Origin of the sequence: Pseudomonas sp. TH15 (genome assembly GCF_016651105.1) — a bacterium.
Taxonomy (GTDB): Bacteria; Pseudomonadota; Gammaproteobacteria; order Pseudomonadales; family Pseudomonadaceae; genus Aquipseudomonas.
Genome location: NZ_JAEKEL010000001.1, coordinates 3,055,357 through 3,074,299, shown reverse-complemented (window position 1 = coordinate 3,074,299; position 18,943 = coordinate 3,055,357). Strand labels below are relative to the sequence as shown.

15 protein-coding genes are annotated in these 18,943 nt (G+C 59.8%); 7 read left to right on the top strand and 8 right to left on the bottom strand.

The genetic code is table 11. From position 1 onward, the window contains the following. The first annotated feature begins 159 nt into the window (after nucleotides 1–159). Nucleotides 160–978: a posphoenolpyruvate synthetase regulatory kinase/phosphorylase PpsR gene (gene ppsR / locus JFT87_RS13985; RefSeq protein ID WP_201202085.1), complete on the top strand. Its 819-nt coding sequence runs from the start codon at nucleotides 160–162 to the stop codon at nucleotides 976–978. Nucleotides 979–1,101: 123 nt separating this feature from the next. Here the strand turns inward: ppsR and JFT87_RS13980 are convergent, their stop codons facing one another. Further along, nucleotides 1,102–2,511, bottom strand: a complete 1,410-nt coding sequence (locus JFT87_RS13980) for an aminotransferase-like domain-containing protein (protein ID WP_201202084.1) — start codon at nucleotides 2,509–2,511, stop codon at nucleotides 1,102–1,104. A gap of 137 nt (nucleotides 2,512–2,648) precedes the next feature. Here JFT87_RS13980 and JFT87_RS13975 point away from each other — a divergent pair, with 137 nt between their 5' ends. Beyond that, entirely contained in the window at nucleotides 2,649–3,536 is an 888-nt protein-coding gene (locus tag JFT87_RS13975; RefSeq protein ID WP_201205188.1) for a DMT family transporter, read from the top strand. Nucleotides 3,537–3,637: 101 nt separating this feature from the next. Here JFT87_RS13975 and prpD read toward each other — a convergent pair whose 3' ends face one another. The 6 genes from prpD to JFT87_RS13945 form a co-directional block, all read right to left on the bottom strand. After that, nucleotides 3,638–5,122: a 2-methylcitrate dehydratase gene (prpD, locus tag JFT87_RS13970; protein ID WP_201202081.1), complete on the bottom strand. Its 1,485-nt coding sequence runs from the start codon at nucleotides 5,120–5,122 to the stop codon at nucleotides 3,638–3,640. Between the two features lie 205 nt (nucleotides 5,123–5,327). Beyond that, nucleotides 5,328–6,530, bottom strand: a complete 1,203-nt coding sequence (gene prpF / locus JFT87_RS13965; RefSeq protein ID WP_201202075.1) for a 2-methylaconitate cis-trans isomerase PrpF — start codon at nucleotides 6,528–6,530, stop codon at nucleotides 5,328–5,330. Nucleotides 6,531–6,584: 54 nt separating this feature from the next. After that, entirely contained in the window at nucleotides 6,585–9,179 is a 2,595-nt protein-coding gene (gene acnD, locus JFT87_RS13960; RefSeq protein ID WP_201202073.1) for a Fe/S-dependent 2-methylisocitrate dehydratase AcnD, read from the bottom strand. A 206-nt stretch (nucleotides 9,180–9,385) separates the two neighbouring features. Further along, entirely contained in the window at nucleotides 9,386–10,513 is a 1,128-nt protein-coding gene (prpC, locus tag JFT87_RS13955) for a bifunctional 2-methylcitrate synthase/citrate synthase (RefSeq protein WP_201202071.1), read from the bottom strand. 137 nt (nucleotides 10,514–10,650) lie between these two features. Continuing rightward, nucleotides 10,651–11,541, bottom strand: coding sequence for a methylisocitrate lyase (gene prpB / locus JFT87_RS13950; protein WP_201202069.1), 891 nt, complete (start codon nucleotides 11,539–11,541; stop codon nucleotides 10,651–10,653). Then, nucleotides 11,538–12,260 (bottom strand): GntR family transcriptional regulator, encoded by a 723-nt coding sequence (locus tag JFT87_RS13945; protein ID WP_416195263.1) that lies wholly within the window; start codon nucleotides 12,258–12,260, stop codon nucleotides 11,538–11,540. Before JFT87_RS13945 ends, prpB begins: the two co-directional genes overlap by 4 nt. A 303-nt stretch (nucleotides 12,261–12,563) precedes the next feature. On the opposite strand from JFT87_RS13945, the gene rloA reads away from it, so the two are divergent. The 4 genes from rloA (at nucleotide 12,564) to pabB (ending at nucleotide 17,203) form a co-directional block, all read left to right on the top strand. Next, on the top strand, nucleotides 12,564–13,100 hold the full coding sequence (gene rloA / locus JFT87_RS13940; protein ID WP_201202067.1) for a retropepsin-like aspartic peptidase RloA: 537 nt from the start codon (nucleotides 12,564–12,566) through the stop codon (nucleotides 13,098–13,100). Between the two features lie 5 nt (nucleotides 13,101–13,105). Continuing rightward, nucleotides 13,106–14,638, top strand: a complete 1,533-nt coding sequence (rloB, locus tag JFT87_RS13935; protein ID WP_201202065.1) for an osmotic stress tolerance membrane protein RloB — start codon at nucleotides 13,106–13,108, stop codon at nucleotides 14,636–14,638. Then, a complete protein-coding gene (locus tag JFT87_RS13930) occupies nucleotides 14,638–15,624 on the top strand; it encodes an alpha-L-glutamate ligase-like protein (protein WP_201202064.1) in 987 nt (328 codons plus the stop codon). The genes rloB and JFT87_RS13930 overlap by 1 nt, the downstream gene beginning before the upstream one ends. Before the next feature lie 241 nt (nucleotides 15,625–15,865). Next, nucleotides 15,866–17,203, top strand: a complete 1,338-nt coding sequence (gene pabB / locus JFT87_RS13925) for an aminodeoxychorismate synthase component I (RefSeq protein WP_201202062.1) — start codon at nucleotides 15,866–15,868, stop codon at nucleotides 17,201–17,203. A 109-nt stretch (nucleotides 17,204–17,312) separates the two neighbouring features. On the opposite strand, the gene thrH is transcribed toward pabB, so the two are convergent. Next, a complete protein-coding gene (thrH, locus tag JFT87_RS13920) occupies nucleotides 17,313–17,930 on the bottom strand; it encodes a bifunctional phosphoserine phosphatase/homoserine phosphotransferase ThrH (protein ID WP_201202060.1) in 618 nt (205 codons plus the stop codon). A 173-nt stretch (nucleotides 17,931–18,103) separates the two neighbouring features. Here thrH and JFT87_RS13915 point away from each other — a divergent pair, with 173 nt between their 5' ends. Continuing rightward, entirely contained in the window at nucleotides 18,104–18,844 is a 741-nt protein-coding gene (locus tag JFT87_RS13915; protein ID WP_201202058.1) for a phosphoadenylyl-sulfate reductase, read from the top strand. Nucleotides 18,845–18,943 lie beyond the last annotated feature (99 nt).

The following is an 18,943-nucleotide window of genomic DNA, read 5'->3' as shown; positions in this document are numbered from 1 at the left end:
AACTGTGTTGGAAAAGCTCAGAAGCCGGCGGCTCGGGGGAGCGTTTGCCGACTGTATGGCCTGGACCTGGAAAATAAGTGAGAATGCGGGCCACTGGCGGCCGGCAAATCGCGCCTATCATATCCAGAAATCTTCACTAGCTTAAGGCCCAAGGTGCAAATGAAACGATCTGCTTTCTTCATCTCCGATGGCACGGGTATTACCGCCGAGACCCTCGGTCAAAGCCTGTTGGCGCAGTTCGAAAACATTACCTTCAGCAAATTCACACGTCCGTACATCGACAACGTCGATAAAGCGCGGGCCATGGTACAACAAATCAACAAGGCCGCCGAAACCGACGGCTTTCGGCCGATCATCTTCGACACCATCGTCAATCAGGACATCCGTGAGATCCTCGCGACCTCCAATGGTTTCATGATCGACATTTTCTCGACGTTCCTGGCACCGCTTGAACAGGAATTGACCGAGCATTCTTCCTACACAGTCGGCAAGTCCCACTCCATCGGTGGTAACTCCAATTATATGGAGCGAATCGAGGCGGTGAACTTCGCCCTCGACAACGATGACGGTGCGCGCACGCATTATTACGACAAGGCCGACTTGATCCTAGTGGGTGTGTCGCGTTGTGGTAAGACGCCGACGTGTCTGTACATGGCCATGCAATTCGGGATCCGCGCGGCCAACTACCCGCTGACCGAAGACGACATGGAGCGCCTGACCCTGCCGAGCGCCCTGCGCGCCCATCAGCACAAGCTGTTCGGCCTGACCATCGACCCGGACCGCCTCACCGCGATCCGCAACGAGCGCAAACCCAACAGCCGCTATTCGAGCTATGCCCAGTGCGAGTTTGAAGTACGCGAGGTGGAGAATCTGTTCCGCCGCGAGAACATTGCGCACATCAATTCCACGCATTTTTCGGTGGAAGAAATCTCGGCCAAAATTCTGGTGGAGAAAGGTGTGGAGCGGCGGTTCAAGTAGGTTGTCGGCGACTTTAAAACCGCCTTCGCGAGCAAGCCCGCTCCCACATTGGATCTTCAGCGAACACAATATTTGTGTACGAAAACGATCAAATATGGGAGTGGGCTTGCTCGCGAAGAACGATTACACGGTTTCCATGAGTGCCCCCACCAACGCCTCAAACCCACCCAGCAACAACCCATCATCCCCCGCCGAATTACACACACTCGCCCGAATAAACTGCGGCACCGCCCCATGCCCGACCGCAAAGGCCTCGGCAGTCGCCACCAAATAATTGTTCTCCCTGAGCTCCGCCGCAATCTGCGACGCCCGCCACGGCTCGGGCACTTCGATCCAGAAGTGTGGGCTATTGGGATGGGTCTTGTATCCGACATCTTCTAACACGGCGCTGACCAACTGCTTGCGGCGGCTGATTTCGGCTATCTGCTGCCCCAGCAACTGCCCGGCGATGCCGTTTTCGACCCATTCACTCGCCAATGCCATCGACAACGGACTGGCCATCCAGCACGTCCCGCGCACTGCGGCGCTCAAACGTCCGATCAACGGTTGCGGCGCGTGCAGATAACCAACCCTCAAACCGGCCGAAACGGCTTTGCTCAAACTGCCGATCAACACCGAACGCTCCGGGGCAAAGTGACTCAAGGGCAATGGCCGCTGCTGCGCCAGCACGGCGTGGGCCTCGTCCTCGATGATCAGCAAATTGTGCTGACGACAGATCTCGGCAATCGCCTCGCGCCGTGGGACTGACATCACTGCCGCCGTAGGATTCTGGATCGTCGGTGTGCAGTACAACGCTGACACTCGATGATTCTGGCAAACATCCGACAGCGCCTCGGGCAGCAGTCCTTCGTCATCCATCCCGACACCGATCAGTTTTATCCCGAGCATGCGTGCGACGCTGATCAACCCCGGGTAGGTCAAATGCTCGGTCACCAAGGTATCGCCGGCCTTGAGCAACCCCATCAGCACGCACAACAAGCCGTGCTGGCCGCCATTGACGCAAACAATCTGATCGGCACTCGGCGTAAAAGCCTTGTGCCGCAACCACTCGGCACCCGCTGCACGGTGGCGCAGTAACCCGGCATCGGCGGTGTAGCCGGCAATGTGTTGCAAGGTCTGCGGGTCGCTGGCCAAGGCTTGCAGGCCCTGACTCAGCAAGATCGCCTCCTGCCCCGGAATTGGCTGGTTCCGACTCATGTCGAACAGCGCTTGCGGCTCATCACTGACGTTGCGAAAGCCACCATCGCGCGAGCGTTCCATCCCGCGCTGACGCACATAAGTACCGTCTCCTACACGGGCCACCACCAACCCGACCCGCTCCAGTTCGCCATAGGCGCGGCTGATGGTGCCGATGGTCACGCCCAAACTGTCGGCCAGCAGTCGATGGGGCGGCAACTTGCTGCCCGGCTCGATCAAGCCTTCGCCGATGCTTTTTTCCAGAGCCTCGGCCAAACGCTTGTACTTGACGCCACGTCCTTGAGCCAGGCCCTCGCGCAGGATTGACACCGTGGCAATACTTACTTTGACAGTCATTTCCATCCCGAATAGCGTGCTGAAAACAGGTTCAATCAGGGATAGACCTATTCAGCATCCAGGTCAATTCCAACAACGAAAGGAACTCGATCATGTCCGTCGCCCTCAGCGCCTCTTCCAGTCTTCGAAAACCGTGGTTGGCCGGGTTGGTCACCAGCACGTTGTTTCTGATCGTTTGCCTGAGCTGGGGTACGACATGGCTGGGGATCAAAATTGCCGTCGAAAGCGTGCCGCCACTGACCGCCGCCGGCCTGCGCTTTCTGATCGCGTTTCCGTTGTTTTTGAGCTTCGCCCTGCTGCGGCGCGAACCGTTGCTGTTTCCAAGGCAAAGTCGCTGGTTTTTCGTGTTCGTGACGCTGTCGTATTTCAGCCTGCCGTATTACTTGCTCAACTACGGCGAGATGCACGTGTCATCCGGCCTGACCGCCCTGCTGTTCAGCTGCATGCCGGTGTTTATCCTGATTTTTTCCGCGATGTTTCTGCGGGAGAAAATCTACCCCTCGCAAGTCGTCGGCATCGCTATCGGTTTCGGCAGCCTGTTCATGATTATCCGCAGCCAGGGGCTGCACCTGGACCACGCCGAGTTCTTCGGCGTACTGGCGATTCTCGCTGCGGCGGTGATGCATGCGCTGTGTTACGTGATTACCAAGAAGCAAGGCAGCGCGATCAGCGTGATCACCTACAACACGCTGCCCATCGGCCTGGCCGGGTTGATGTTGTTTGTCGCGGGATTGCGCTTTGAAGCGCCGGTGTTTGGCGACATTACAACGCGCTCGTGGGGCGCCCTGCTCTATCTGGGGCTGGTGGCGTCGGTGGGCGGGTTTATCGTTTATTTTTTGCTGCTCAAACGCCTGAGCCCGATCATTCTGTCGTTCGTGTTCATTATTTTTCCGGTGTTCGCGGTGGTGATTGGCGCGTGGTACGAGGGGCAAAGTATTTCGCGGGAGCTGATGATGTATTCGGCGGTGCTGCTGACGGGGTTTGCGATCACCAAATTGCCCGTCGAGAAATGGCTAAAATCCTGAATACGCCCCAGCCCTCATAGGAGCCAGGCTTGCCGGCGAACGCGTCCTTGAATCCGACTTCGCCGGCAAGCCTGGCTCCTACAGGGATTGCGTGCAGCCGATCAGATCACGAATAGATCGACAAACCGGTTCACCGGCGTTGCCTCCAGCGCTGCCTGATCCTTGCACAACGCAAAAATCTCGGCACTGCGCTGACCGGTGAAGCGTGTCGCCAGGTTGGTCTTGAACTTGTCTTCCAGCAGCGGAATCCCATCGGTACGGCGGCGGCGATGGCCGATCGGGTACTCGACCACCACGTTCTCAGTGCTGGAGCCGTCCTTGAAAAACACCTGGATCGCGTTGGCGATGGAGCGTTTGTCGGCTTCCAGGTATTCGCGAGTGAAGCGCGGGTCTTCGACGATGACCATTTTCTCGCGTAGCACGTCGATGATCGGGTGCGCGGCATGGAACTCATCTTCGTACTGCTCGGCCACCAGATTGCCGAAGGCCAGCGGCACGGCGGTCATGTACTGAATGCAATGGTCGCGGTCAGCGGCATTCGCCAGCGGGCCGACTTTGGAGATGATTCGGATCGCCGATTCGTGGGTGGTGATGACGATTTTGTCGATGTCGTGCAGGCGATTCCGGACTTGCGGATGCAAGGTGACGGCAGCCTCGCAAGCGGTTTGCGCGTGGAACTCGGCGGGGAAGCTGATTTTGAACAGCACGTTTTCCATCACATAGCTGCCGTACTGGCGGGAGAAGCTGAACGTGCGTTTGTCTTCCGGTTTCAGCGCCAAATCGTTGTTGGTGTGACTGAACAACACGTCGTAGAAGCCCCACTGTTTGGCCGTCAGTACGCCGGGAATGCCCATCTCGCCGCGCATCGCAATATCCGCCAGCCGCACGCCTCGGCTGGAGGCATCGCCTGCGGCCCAGGATTTTCGCGACCCGGCGTTCGGCGCATGGCGATAAGTGCGCAGCGCCTGGCCGTCGGCAAAGGCGTGGGACAGCGCGGACAACAGTTGCTCGCGGTTGGCGCCCATCAGTTTGGCGGTGACGGCGGTTGAGGCGACTTTCACCAGCAGCACGTGATCAAGGCCTACGCGGTTGAAGGAGTTTTCCAGGGCAATCACACCCTGAATCTCGTGGGCCATGATCATCGCTTCGAGCACCGCGCGAATCGTCAGCGGTGCTTCGCCGTTGGCCAGGCGTTTTTGCGAAAGGTGATCGGCTATCGCGAGAATTCCGCCGAGGTTATCGGACGGATGGCCCCACTCGGCGGCGAGCCAGGTGTCGTTGTAATCGAGCCAGCGGACGATGCAACCGATGTCCCACGCGGCTTTCACTGGGTCGAGGCGGTAGCTGGTACCGGGCACGCGGGCACCGAACGGGACGACGGTGCCTTCGACGATCGGGCCCAGGTGTTTGGTGCATTCGGGAAAGCGCAGGGCCAGCAGGCCGCAGCCGAGGGTGTCCATCAGGCAGTTGCGGGCGGTGTCCAAAGCTTCTTGGGATTGGATTTTGAAGGTGAGGACGTAGTCAGCGATGTCCTGCAGGACGGTGTCGTAGTCGGGACGGTTGTTCAGGTCGACGTTGGCGCTCATGTTCGATTCACTCTTGAAGTGGTTCGTTAATGGGACCTCGGTTCAGGGGTAATCTCAGGTTAGTTACAGCGTTCTTTTTTTGGTAATGCAATCAAAAATGTGGGAGCGGGCTTGCTCGCGAAAGCGGTATATCAGTCGACATCAATGTTGAATGTCAGTCCGTATTCGCGAGCAAGCCCGCTCCCACATGGGTTCATGTGTTGGATCAGAACGAGTCGCCCGGCACACGCACAAACCCTTCCATCAACACCCGCGCACTGCGGCTCATGATGGCTTTGTTTACGGTCCATTCGCCGTTCACCTGACTGGCCTCCGCGCCGACGCGCAACGTGCCGGACGGATGCCCAAAGCGCACCGCATTGCGGTCGATCCCGCCCGCCGCCAGGTTCACCAACGTCCCGGAAATCGCCGCCGCCGTACCAATCGCCACCGCCGCCGTGCCCATCATCGCGTGGTGCAACTTGCCCATGGACAACGCGCGCACCAGCAGGTCGACATCACCCGCCGCAATCGCCTTGCCGCTGGATGCCACGTAAGCCGCCGGTTTGGCCACGAACGCAACTTTCGGCGTGTGCTGCCGCTTGGCCGCTTCGTCCAGGTCCTTGATCAGGCCCATGCGCAGCGCGCCGTAAGCGCGGATGGTCTCGAACATCGCCAGGGCTTTCGGGTCGCTGTTGATCGCGCCTTGCAACTCGGTACCGGTGTAGCCGATGTCTTCGGCATTGACGAAAATCGTCGGAATGCCGGCATTGATCATGGTCGCCTTGAAGGTCCCGACGCCGGGCACTTCCAGGTCATCAACCAGGTTGCCCGTGGGGAACATCGAACCACCGCCGCCCTCTTCTTCTGCGGCCGGGTCCATGAATTCGACCTGCACTTCGGCCGCCGGAAAGGTCACGCCGTCGAGTTCGAAATCACCGGTTTCCTGCACTTCACCGTTGGTGATCGGCACGTGGGCGATGATGGTCTTGCCGATGTTGGCCTGCCACACACGAACCACCGCCACACCGTTTTGCGGAATGCGGCTGGCATCTACCAAACCATTGCTGATCGCGAACGAACCGACCGCCGCCGACAAGTTGCCGCAGTTGCCGCTCCAGTCCACAAAAGGCTTGTCGATGGACACCTGACCAAACAGGTAATCGACGTCGTGATCAGCCTTGATGCTTTTCGACAGGATCACGGTTTTGCTGGTGCTGGACGTCGCGCCACCCATGCCGTCGATTTGCTTGTCGTACGGGTCGGGGCTGCCGATCACTCGCAGCAACAAGGCATCGCGGGCCGGGCCGGGAATCTGTGCCGCTTCGGGCAGGTCTTGCAGGCTGAAGAACACGCCTTTGCTGGTGCCGCCACGCATATAGGTGGCAGGGATTTTGATTTGAGGTGCGAAATGAGTTGCGTGAGCCATGGTGCTCCTTAACGAAGGCATGGGACTTCAAGTCTCATGCCCACATCAGTTGATTTAAACGGCAACCGCCGACTCTTCAAGGAAGTCCTGAGCGAAGCGCTGCAACACGCCACCGGCCTCGTAGATCGATACTTCTTCAGCGGTATCGAGACGGCAAGTCACCGGCACGTCAACGCGCTCGCCATTCTTGCGATGGATCACCAGCGTCAGTTGCGCACGTGGAGTGCGATCACCGATCACGTCGTAGGTTTCGCTGCCGTCGATGGCCAATGTGTGGCGATCAGTGCCCGGCAGGAATTCCAGCGGCAACACGCCCATGCCCACCAGGTTGGTGCGGTGAATGCGCTCGAAACCTTCCGCGGCAATCGCCTCCACACCGGCCAGACGCACGCCTTTGGCCGCCCAGTCCCGGGACGAACCCTGACCGTAGTCGGCGCCGGCGATGATGATCAGCGGCTGCTTGCGCTCCATGTAGGTTTCGATGGCTTCCCACATCCGCATCACTTGGCCTTCCGGCTCGACGCGGGCCAGCGAACCCTGCTTGACCTTGCCGTTTTCCTGGACCATTTCGTTGAACAGTTTCGGGTTGGCGAAGGTTGCGCGTTGCGCGGTCAAGTGGTCGCCACGGTGGGTCGCGTACGAGTTGAAGTCCTCTTCCGGCAAGCCCATTTTCGCCAGGTATTCGCCGGCGGCGCTGTCGAGCATGATCGCGTTCGACGGCGACAGGTGATCGGTGGTGATGTTGTCCGGCAGCACCGCCAGCGGGCGCATGCCCTTCAGCGGACGCGCGCCGGCCAGTGCGCCTTCCCAGTACGGCGGACGGCGAATGTAGGTGCTCATCTCGCGCCAGTCGTACAGCGGCGTGACTTTCGGGCCGGTGTCGTCGTGGATGGCGAACATCGGGATGTAGACCTGGCGGAACTGCTCCGGCTTCACCGAGGCTTTCACCACTGCGTCGATTTCTTCGTCGCTTGGCCAGATGTCTTTCAGGCGGATTTCCTTGCCGTCGACCACGCCCAGCACATCTTTTTCGATGTCGAAACGGATGGTCCCGGCGATGGCGTATGCGACCACCAGCGGCGGCGACGCGAGGAATGCTTGCTTGGCGTACGGGTGAATCCGCCCGTCGAAGTTACGGTTGCCGGACAGCACAGCCGTGGCGTACAGATCGCGGTCGATGATCTCTTGCTGGATCACCGGATCGAGTGCGCCGGACATGCCGTTGCAGGTGGTGCAGGCGAAGGCAACGATGCCGAAACCGAGTTGCTCCAGTTCGCTGGTCAGGCCGGCTTCGTCGAGGTACAGCGCGACGGTTTTCGAGCCCGGCGCCAGGGACGATTTGACCCACGGCTTGCGGGTCAGCCCGAGCTGGTTGGCGTTGCGCGCCAGCAGGCCGGCAGCGATGACGTTGCGCGGGTTGCTGGTGTTGGTGCAACTGGTGATGGCGGCGATGATCACCGCACCGTCCGGCATCTGGCCCGGCACTTCATCCCACTGGCCGGAGATGCCTTGGGCGGCGAGATCCGAGGTCGCGACGCGAGCGTGCGGGTTGCTCGGGCCGGCCATGTTGCGTACCACCGAGGACAGGTTGAACGTCAACCCGCGCTCGTATTGTGCATGCTTCAAGCTGTCAGCCCAGAGGCCGGTGGTTTTGGCGTAGTTCTCGACCAGTTGCACCTGTTCGTCTTCACGGCCGGTGAGTTTCAGGTAGTCGATGGTTTGCTGGTCGATGTAGAACATCGCCGCGGTGGCGCCGTATTCCGGGGCCATGTTGGAAATGGTTGCGCGGTCGCCGAGGGTCAGCGCGGAGGCGCCTTCACCGAAGAATTCCAGCCATGCGCCGACGACTTTCTGTTTGCGCAGGAACTCGGTCAACGCCAGCACCATGTCGGTGGCGGTGATGCCCGGTTGCAGCTTGCCGGTCAGTTCAACGCCGACGCTTTCCGGCAGACGCATCCACGAGGCGCGGCCGAGCATCACGCTCTCGGCTTCCAGGCCACCAACGCCGATGGCGATCACGCCCAAGGCATCGACGTGCGGAGTGTGGCTGTCGGTGCCGACGCAGGTGTCGGGGAACGCAACGCCGTCGCGCACCTGAATCACCGGAGACATTTTCTCCAGGTTGATCTGGTGCATGATCCCGTTGCCCGGCGGAATCACGTCGACGTTCTTGAAGGCTTTTTTGGTCCAGTTGATGAAGTGAAAACGGTCTTCGTTGCGACGGTCTTCGATGGCGCGGTTCTTCTCGAACGCCTCTGGATCAAAGCCACCACGCTCGACGGCCAGGGAGTGGTCGACGATCAATTGGGTCGGCACTACCGGGTTCACTTGCGCCGGGTCGCCACCTTGCAGGGCGATGGCGTCGCGCAGGCCGGCGAGGTCCACCAGCGCGGTCTGGCCGAGAATGTCATGGCAGACCACGCGCGCCGGGAACCACGGAAAATCGAGGTCACGCTTGCGTTCGATGAACTGCTTCAGGGAATCGGTGAGCGTGGCCGGGTCGCAGCGGCGCACCAGGTTTTCCGCGAGTACGCGGGAGGTGTACGGCAGAGTGTCGTAGGCGCCAGGCTGGATGGCTTCGACAGCCGCACGGACGTCGAAGTAATCCAGATGACTGCCGGGCAGCGGTTTGCGAAATTCTGTGTTCATCGTCAGGACTCGGTCACGGTAATTACAAAGGGTGGGGCCTGGCACCGCTGCTGAACTGAAACCGGATCAAATGTGGGAGCGGGCTTGCTCGCGAAAGCGGTGTATCAGTCGACATCACTGTTGAATGTCAGTCCGTCTTCGCGAGCAAGCCCGCTCCCACAGGGGTTCTCGGTTCCTTCAGTTGCCGGTGCTAGCGCCTCCACCGGTCAGCGTTGTTCGATTGGCACGAACTTGCGCTGTTCGACGCCGATGTATTCGGCACTCGGGCGGATGATGCGGTTGTTGGCTCGTTGTTCGAACACATGCGCCGCCCAGCCTGTCAGGCGCGAGCAGACGAAAATCGGGGTGAACAACTTGGTCGGGATGCCCATGAAGTGGTACGTCGACGCATGGTAGAAGTCGGCGTTCGGGAACAGTTTCTTTTGCTCCCACATGGTCTTGTCGATGGCTTCGGAAACCGGGAACAACACAGTGTCGCCCACTTCGTCAGCGAGTTTTTTCGACCAGCCCTTGATCACCTCGTTACGCGGATCGTTGTCCTTATAGATCGCGTGACCGAAGCCCATGATCTTGTCCTTGCGCTCAAGCATGCCGAGGGTGCCTTTGATCGCCTCTTCCGGCGACTTGAAGCGCTCGATCATTTCCATCGCCGCTTCGTTGGCGCCGCCGTGCAGCGGACCACGCAGGGAACCGATGGCAGCGGTGACGCAGGAATACATGTCCGACAGGGTCGAGGCGCAAACACGGGCGGTGAACGTCGAGGCGTTGAACTCGTGCTCCGCGTAGAGGATCAGCGACACGTTCATCACTTTGACGTGCAACTCGCTCGGCTTCCTGTCATGCAGCAGGTGCAGGAAGTGGCCGCCGATGGACGCCTCGTCAGTCACGCAATTGATGCGTTTGCCGTCGTGGCTGAAGCGATACCAGTAACACATGATCGCCGGGAACGCGGCCAGCAGGCGGTCGGTGACGTCGTGTTGTGCGCTGAAGTCTTTTTCTGGTTCGAGGTTGCCCAGGAACGAGCAGCCAGTGCGCATCACGTCCATCGGGTGGGCGTCGGCGGGGATGCGTTCCAGTACTTCTTTCAGCGCTTGCGGCAGATCGCGCAGCTTGCTCAGTTTGTCGACGTAAGCAGCGAGTTGCGCTTTGGTTGGCAGTTCGCCGTACAGCAGCAAGTAGGCGACTTCTTCGAATTGCGCGTCAGCCGCCAGTTCACGAACGTCGTAGCCACGATAGGTCAGGCCTGCGCCCGACTGGCCCACGGTGGACAGTGCGGTTTGCCCGGCAACCTGGCCACGGAGCCCGGCGCCACTGAGTACTTTTGCTTCGGCCATTGCTGTCTCCAGTTTTTTGAGTTTGTTAGGGAAACGTGTAGGAGCGAAGCTTGCTCGCGAAGGCGTTGTCTCAGGTGACATTTATGGTGAATGTCAGTCAGTCTTCGCGAGCAAGCTTCGCTCCTACAGGGCTTTCATTACTTCTTCGCAGCAAACAACGCATCGAGCTTCTGCTCGAAGGTGTGGTAGTCGATGCGGTCGTAAAGCTCCATGCGGGTCTGCATGGTGTCGATCACGTTCTGTTGCGTGCCGTCACGGCGGATCGCGGTGTAGACGTTTTCCGCCGCTTTGTTCATCGCGCGGAAGGCCGACAGCGGGTACAGCACCAGCGACACGTCGGCAGCGGCGAGTTGCTCGGTGGTGTACAGCGGCGTCGCGCCGAATTCGGTGATATTGGCCAGGATCGGCGCTTTCACGCGGTTGGCGAACAGCTTGTACATGTCCAGTTCGGTGATGGCTTCCGGGAAGATCATGTCGGCGCCAGCCTCGATGCACGCCGCGGCGCGATCCAGGGCAGATTCCAGACCTTCCACCGCCAGTGCATCGGTGCGGGCCATGATCACGAAGCTGTCGTCGGTACGAGCATCAACAGCCGCTTTGATGCGGTCGACCATTTCCTGCAGCGAGACGATCTCTTTATTAGGACGGTGACCGCAGCGCTTGGCGCCGACCTGATCTTCGATGTGAATCGCCGCTGCGCCGAACTTGATCATCGACTTGACGGTGCGCGCCACGTTGAACGCCGAAGAACCGAAACCGGTGTCCACGTCCACCAGCAGCGGCAGGTCGCACACGTCGGTGATGCGACGCACGTCAGTCAGCACGTCGTCCAGACCGGTGATGCCCAGGTCCGGCAGGCCGAGGGAGCCAGCAGCCACCCCGCCACCCGACAGGTAAATCGCCTTGAAACCGGCGCGCTTGGCCAGCAGCGCGTGGTTGGCGTTGATCGCGCCGACCACTTGCAGCGGATGCTCGCTGGCGACCGCATCGCGGAAACGCTGGCCTGGAGTGCTCTTGTTGGAACTCATGACTCACCTCGTTCAGTGGCTGTCTTATTGGCGCCGTCCTGGTAGTGACGGGCGATATTGCGTTTGGAGGCGCCGATGTGGCGGCGCATCAACAACTCGGCCAGTTCACCGTCACGGTCGGCGATGGCATCGAGAATCCGGTGGTGCTCGGCAAAGGCCTGGCGCGGCCGATTGGGCGTGGTGGAAAACTGGATGCGGTACATGCGCACCAGTTGATACAGCTCGCCGCAGAGCATCTGGGTCAGCGTGCGGTTGCCGCTGCCCTGAATGATTCGGTAATGAAAGTCGAAATCGCCTTCCTGCTGGTAGTAGCCGACGCCGGCCTGAAACGCCGCGTCGCGCTCGTGGGTTTCGAGCACCCGGCGCAGCTCGTCGATTTCTTCGACGGTCATGCGCTCGGCGGCCAGGCGACAGGCCATGCCTTCCAGGGATTCGCGGATTTCGTAGAGTTCCAGCAGCTCGGCATGACTCAGCGACACTACCCGCGCGCCGACGTGCGGTATGCGAACCAGCAGGCGCTGGCCTTCCAGGCGATGGATCGCTTCGCGCAGCGGTCCGCGGCTGATGCCATAGGTGCGCGCCAACTCAGGCTCGGAGATTTTGCTGCCCGGGGCGATCTCGCCTTTGACGATGGCCGCCTGGATACGCCGGAAGACGTTCTCGGAGAGTGTCTCCGAATCGTCCTGCACTGCGACGGGGGGATCGAGTTGACCCAACATATTGTCGACACCTTGTAAGCTAATGCGGCAAAAACTAGCGAATACAGGCCGAACAGTCAAAGGATAAATAGGTATTGTCGACAATCGTCTAATAACCGCTTGCACCATAACAACGCAGCACACCTGTTTATAGCCGCCTGCCAGCGCTGGCGCCATAAAACCACCGTGCTAGAATGCCGCCCGCATTTGCTTGTCATCTGCATCTGCACGGCTTGTCATAAATAGCTGATAGGCATACGAGGGAGCTTGCGCAGCGATGCCAGGGCCTTGAATCGAAGTACGGACCGCTGCGCACCAGGATTTATGAGACTCAAGCCCTTCCCCACATTCCTTTATCTTCTTTGCCTGCCCGGTGTTGCTGCGGCAGGGGAAAAGACTGTGTACGGCCTCAACGAGTACGCCTCGCTGGATGGCATTGACCTGGAAGTCGCGGCCAAACTCGACACCGGGGCGAAAACCGCTTCCTTAAGCGCACGGGACATCAAACGTTTCAAACGCAATGGCGAATCCTGGGTCCGTTTCTACCTGGCCATCGACGCCGCGCACTCACACCCGATCGAACGGCCATTGGCCCGGGTCAGCAAAATCAAGCGCCGCGCCGGCGACTACGACCCGGAAGAAGGCAAGAAATACACCGCCCGCCCGGTGATCGAGCTGGATATCTGCATGGGTTCGGCATCGCGCAGCATCGAAGTGAACCTGACCGACCGCAGCGCCTTCCAATACCCGCTCCTGATCGGCTCCGAAGCACTTAAACGCTTCGATGCGCTGGTCGACCCCAGTCTTAAATACGCTGCTGGCAAACCCGCCTGCGCCACCGACGCTCATACCGCAGAGTAATTCCAATGCGCTCTCTTAACCTCCACCTGAAAATCCTGATCGCCATTCTGGTGGTGCTGGGCATTTCAGTTACGGCCTATCAGATCTTCGTGCTCGGGATTCCCGTGACCGAAGACGCCACTGACGACTTGTGGAACATCGACGCCAAGGTCGAGTTCGTCGCCAGTGCCAAGGACCCGGTCAAGATCCAGATGTTCGTGCCGCCGCTGAGCCGCGACTTTGTGAGCCTGAACGAAAGCTTTATCTCCAATAACTACGGCGTGGCGGTGAACCGGATCGATGGCAACCGCAAGGTCACGTGGTCGGCACGTCGGGCCAAGGGCAACCAGACCCTTTATTACCGCCTGGTGCTGACCAAACGTTATTCCGGCGAAAAATCCAAGATCAAAGGCCCGACCTTCCGCGACAGCATCGCCGTCGAAGGTGCGGAAAAAGTCGCCGCCGAAGCCCTGCTCGCGCCGATTCGCCAGCACTCGGCCGACGTCGAAACCTTCGTCGGCGAAGCGATCAAGCGCGTCAACAATCTCAACGACGACAACGTGAAGCTGTTGCTCGGCGGTGATCCTTCCACCGCGAACAAAGCCCGGATCGTCGAGCTGGTGCTGTCCATCGCCCACGTGCCAGTGGAGAAGGTCCACACCATCCGTCTGGTGGCCGACCAACCGCAAATCCCTGAACTCTGGTTGCGCAGCTTCAACGGCACCGATTGGCTGTACTTCAACCCGGAAACCGGCGAACAGGGCATGCCGACCGACCGCCTGCTGTGGTGGACCGGCGACGAAAACCTGATCACCGTTGATGGCGGCAAGAAAGCCAACGTAACCTTCAGCCTGAACAACAGCGAAATGAACGCCATTCGCCTGGCCAAGCTGACCGACGAAAACACCGACGCCAACTTCCTCGAATACTCGCTGTACGGCCTGCCGCTGCAAACCCAGCAGACGTTCATGATCATGGTGATGATCCCGATTGGCGTGCTGGTGATCCTGATCCTGCGCAACCTGATCGGCCTGCAGACCCTCGGCACCTTTACCCCGGTGCTGATTGCCCTGGCCTTCCGCGAGACGCAGCTGGGCTTCGGGATTGTGCTGTTTACGATCATTACCGCACTGGGGCTGTCGCTGCGTTCCTATCTTGAACACTTGAAGCTGCAAATGCTGCCGAGGCTGTCGGTGGTGCTGACCTTTGTCGTGGTACTGATCGCGGCGATCAGTCTGTTCAGCCATAAACTTGGGCTGGAGCGCGGGTTATCGGTGGCGCTGTTCCCGATGGTGATTCTGACCATGACCATCGAACGCCTATCGATCACCTGGGAAGAACGCGGCTCCGGGCATGCCCTGAAAGTGGCAATCGGTACGCTGTTCGCCGCCTCCCTGGCGCACCTGATCATGAGTGTTCCGGAACTGGTCTACTTCGTGTTCACCTTCCCGGCGATCCTGTTCATTCTGGTGGGCTTCATGCTGGCCATGGGTCGCTATCGCGGCTACCGCCTGACCGAGCTGATCCGCTTCAAAGCGTTTCTCAAGGCTGACTCGTAATGTTCGGTTTCTGGAAGACCTGGAAGGCCCTGGAAGCCCGGGGCATCATGGGGATCAATCGGCGTAACGCAGACTACGTGCTCAAGTACAACAAGCGCAGCCTGTACCCGATTGTCGATGACAAGATCATCACCAAGGAACGCGCGATTGCCGCCGGGATTAACGTGCCGGAGTTGTACGGGATCATTTCCACCGAGAAAGAAATCGACAACCTCGACCAGATCATCGGAGGGCGTAACGACTTCGTGATCAAACCGGCCCAGGGCGCGGGCGGTGACGGCATTATTGTGGTGGCCGACCGTTTCGAGGGCCGTTATCGCACGGTGTCCGGAAAGATCCTCAGCCATGAGGAACTCGAGCACCATATCTCCAGCATCCTCACCGGCCTGTATTCCCTGGGCGGCCACCGTGACCGGGCGCTGATCGAATACCGCGTGACCCCGGACCAGATTTTCAAGAGCATCAGCTACGAAGGCGTGCCGGACATTCGCATTATCGTGCTGATGGGTTACCCGGTGATGGCCATGCTACGCCTGCCGACTCGCCAGTCTGGCGGCAAGGCTAACCTGCACCAGGGCGCCATCGGCGTCGGTGTCGACCTGGCAACCGGCCTGACCCTGCGCGGCACCTGGTTGAACAACATCATCGCCAAACACCCGGACACCACCAACGCAGTGGACGGCGTGCAATTGCCCTACTGGGACGGCTTCATGAAACTCGCCGCCGGTTGCTATGAGCTGTGCGGGCTGGGTTACATCGGCGTGGACATGGTGCTCGACCAGGAGAAAGGCCCGCTGATTCTTGAGCTGAACGCCCGGCCGGGGTTGAACATTCAGATTGCCAACGATTGTGGGCTGACGTTGCGTACCCATGCGGTCGAGGCGCGGCTGGAAGAATTGAAGGCTCGCGGGATTAGCGAGACCGCGCAGGAACGGGTGGCGTTTGTTCAGGAGATGTTTGGGCATATTCCGCCGGTTGAGGGTTGAAAAGCCCCTCACCCTAACCCTCTCCCATAGGGAGAGGGGACTGACCGAGGTGGATGTTCGAGGTACGCCGACCTGAAAGTCTTGAGTCGAACTCAGGCCTTGAAAAGCGTGAAGATCTGCTCCCTTTCCCCCTCGCCCCTTGGGGAGAGGGCTGGGGTGAGGGGGCAGGCTTTTGACTTTGATCTGGCATCGGAGAGGACTACAATCGCCACCCCGCCTCGATGGCTGATCTGCCCCGCCCATGTTGACCTGTTCCGTACACCCGCTGCCCTATCGCGCCAACCCCGCCGAGTACTTCGCGGCGATTCGTCATGCCCCCGGCGCCGTGCTGCTCGACAGTGGCCGGCCAACGGCTGATCGCGGTCGTTTTGACCTGCTCAGCGCTTGGCCGTTGGCGCAGTTAGCCGTGTTGCCGAACGAAAGCGGCGGCGATTTCCTGCAACGTCTTCGGGACAATCTGACACGACTGGGTAAAGCGTCAGTCCCGAATGACCTGCCTTTCGCTGGCGGTTTGATTGGCTACCTGAGTTACGACTTCGGCCGTCATCTGGAGAATCTGCCGAGCCAGGCGCAAGACGACCTGCACTTGCCGGATGCGCGTTTCGGTCTGTATGACTGGGCGTTGATCAGCGATCACCAACTGATTACAAGTCAGTTGGTGTTCCACCCGACGCTGATCGAAAGCGAGCGGCAACGTTTGATCGCGCTGTTCAGCCAGCCAGCCTCTGAACCGGCCGAACCGTTCAAGCTGAAAGCCCCAATGAGTGCCGATCTCAGCGCCGACGATTATCGCCAGGCCCTTGAACGGATCCAGCAGTACATCCAGGCCGGCGACTGCTATCAGGTCAACTTCGCCCAGCGCTTTCGCGCGCAATGCCAGGGTGACCCATGGACCGCGTATTGCGCGCTGCGGGCGGCCTGCCCGACGCCGTTTTCCGGTTTCCAGAGCCTGCCTGACGGCGGTGCGGTGCTGAGCCTGTCACCGGAGCGTTTCGTCAAAGTCAGTGAGCGTCAGGTGGAAACCCGCCCGATCAAAGGCACCCGCCCTCGCGGTCTGACACCTGCCGAAGACGCCGCAAACGCCGCCGAACTCTTGGCCAGTCCCAAGGATCGCGCGGAAAACCTGATGATCGTCGACCTGCTGCGCAACGATCTCGGTCGCACCTGTCGCATCGGTTCGGTGCGGGTGCCGGAGTTGTTCAGCCTGGAAAGCTATCCGAACGTGCATCACCTGGTGAGCAGCGTTACCGGTGAACTGGCGCAAGACAAGGACGCATTGGACCTGATCGCCGGCAGCTTCCCCGGCGGTTCGATTACCGGCGCGCCGAAAATCCGCGCGATGCAGATCATTGATGAACTGGAGCCGACCCGGCGTGGGTTGTACTGCGGTTCGTTGGTTTACCTGGACGTGCGCGGCGAGATGGACAGCTCCATCGCCATTCGCAGTTTGCTGGTCAAGGATGGGCAGGTGTGTTGCTGGGGCGGCGGCGGGATTGTTGCTGATTCGGAGTGGCAGGCTGAGTATCAGGAATCGATAACCAAGGTGAAGGTGTTGCTCGATACCCTGCAAAACCTTTAGCTTTTTGCGGCGAGGGAGCTTGCTCCCGCTGGGGTGCGAAGCGCCCCCAAAATCCTCGCGACTGCTTCGCAGCCGAACGGGAGCAAGCTCCCTCGCCACAATGTTGTGTTTACAAACTCAACGCCCGATTCGAGGCCTTGATGAATTCCTGCTTCAACTCCGCAAAGGTATGCACCGCCGGGAACTGCGGGAACTCGCGAATCACATTGTCCGGCGCATGGAACAGAATCCCGGCATCCGCCTCGCCCAGCATCGTGGTGTCATTGTAGGAATCACCCGCCGCGATCACCCGGTAGTAAAGACTCTTGAAAGCCAATACCGACTGACGCTTGGGATCTTTCTGACGCAACTGATAGCTCGTCACCCGCCCGGCATCGTCGGTAATCAGACGATGGCAAAGCAAGGTCGGGAAGCCCAGTTGACGCATCAGCGGCTGGGAAAACTCGTAGAACGTGTCCGACAGAATCACCACCTGGAAGCGCTCGCGCAGCCAGTTGACGAACTCGATGGCGCCGTCCAGCGGCTGCAGCGTGGCGATCACTTCCTGGATGTCGGAGAGCTTCAGGCCATGCTCGTCGAGGATTCGCAGGCGCTGCTTCATCAGCACGTCGTAATCGGGAATGTCCCGGGTGGTAGCCCGGAGGGATTCGATTCCGGTTTTTTCGGCGAAGGCGATCCAGATTTCCGGGACCAGCACACCTTCAAGATCCAGACAGGCAATTTCCACAAGACACTCCCATTTGTATTGATTATTGAGTCGAGCGAGCAAAAAGATTGCCGAACTCTAGCGACTCGGGCCAGCCTGCGCAACGCAGAGGGGGCGCCAGCGGCTGTAGGATTTTGGTACCATCTGGTCCATATAGAGCGCCAAGCGCCACTGACCTGTAGGAAGCCGCCCTGATGAGCCCAACGTTCGACGTCGTGGAACTCGCCACGACCTATGCCAACAAATCCGCGCAGGACATCCTGAAGCTCGCGTTCGCCGAGTTTGGCGATGACCTGTGGATATCTTTCAGCGGCGCCGAAGACGTGGTGCTGGTGGACATGGCCTGGAAGCTGAACAAGAACGTCAAAGTGTTCAGCCTCGATACCGGGCGCTTGCACCCCGAGACCTACCGTTTCATCGATCAAGTGCGCGAGCACTATAAGATCGACATCGAACTGGTGTCGCCGGACTACACGAAACTTGAACCGTTCGTGAAGGAAAAAGGCCTGTTCAGCTTCTATAAGGACGGCCATGGCGAATGCTGTGGCATCCGCAAGATCGAACCGCTGCGTCGCAAACTGTCCGGCGTCACCGCTTGGGCCACCGGCCAGCGCCGGGACCAGAGCCCGGGCACCCGCAGCACCGTCGCGGTGCTGGAGATAGACACCGCGTTCTCCACGCCCGAGCGCACCCTGTACAAGTTCAACCCGTTGGCGCAAATGACCAGCGAAGAAATCTGGGGTTACATCCGCATGCTGGAGCTGCCGTACAACAGCCTGCATGAGCGTGGGTTCATCAGCATCGGCTGCGAGCCTTGCACGCGCCCGGTGCTGCCGAACCAGCATGAACGTGAAGGTCGCTGGTGGTGGGAAGAAGCGACGCAGAAAGAATGCGGGTTGCATGCGGGGAATATCATCAGTAAATCCAAGGCTTAATCCGAGCCTTGTGGAGATCCCCTGTGGGAGCGGGCTTGCTCGCGAAAGCGGACTGACATTCAACAATGATGCTGAATGTGCCGGCCCCTTCGCGAGCAA

Bases quoted from the DNA above. Each gene is read 5' to 3' on its own strand.
- JFT87_RS13930 (WP_201202064.1), top strand. From the start codon at position 14,638: ATGTTCGGTTTCTGGAAGACCTGGAAGGCCCTGGAAGCCCGGGGCATC.
- prpD (WP_201202081.1), bottom strand. From the start codon at position 5,122: ATGAGCGCCAACGTCGACCTGAACAACCGTCCCGACTACGACACCGTC.
- JFT87_RS13945 (WP_416195263.1), bottom strand. From the start codon at position 12,260: ATGTTGGGTCAACTCGATCCCCCCGTCGCAGTGCAGGACGATTCGGAG.
- ppsR (WP_201202085.1), top strand. From the start codon at position 160: ATGAAACGATCTGCTTTCTTCATCTCCGATGGCACGGGTATTACCGCC.
- acnD (WP_201202073.1), bottom strand. From the start codon at position 9,179: ATGAACACAGAATTTCGCAAACCGCTGCCCGGCAGTCATCTGGATTAC.
- rloA (WP_201202067.1), top strand. From the start codon at position 12,564: ATGAGACTCAAGCCCTTCCCCACATTCCTTTATCTTCTTTGCCTGCCC.
- prpF (WP_201202075.1), bottom strand. From the start codon at position 6,530: ATGGCTCACGCAACTCATTTCGCACCTCAAATCAAAATCCCTGCCACC.
- pabB (WP_201202062.1), top strand. From the start codon at position 15,866: ATGTTGACCTGTTCCGTACACCCGCTGCCCTATCGCGCCAACCCCGCC.
- prpB (WP_201202069.1), bottom strand. From the start codon at position 11,541: ATGAGTTCCAACAAGAGCACTCCAGGCCAGCGTTTCCGCGATGCGGTC.
- JFT87_RS13915 (WP_201202058.1), top strand. From the start codon at position 18,104: ATGAGCCCAACGTTCGACGTCGTGGAACTCGCCACGACCTATGCCAAC.
- rloB (WP_201202065.1), top strand. From the start codon at position 13,106: ATGCGCTCTCTTAACCTCCACCTGAAAATCCTGATCGCCATTCTGGTG.
- prpC (WP_201202071.1), bottom strand. From the start codon at position 10,513: ATGGCCGAAGCAAAAGTACTCAGTGGCGCCGGGCTCCGTGGCCAGGTT.
- JFT87_RS13980 (WP_201202084.1), bottom strand. From the start codon at position 2,511: ATGACTGTCAAAGTAAGTATTGCCACGGTGTCAATCCTGCGCGAGGGC.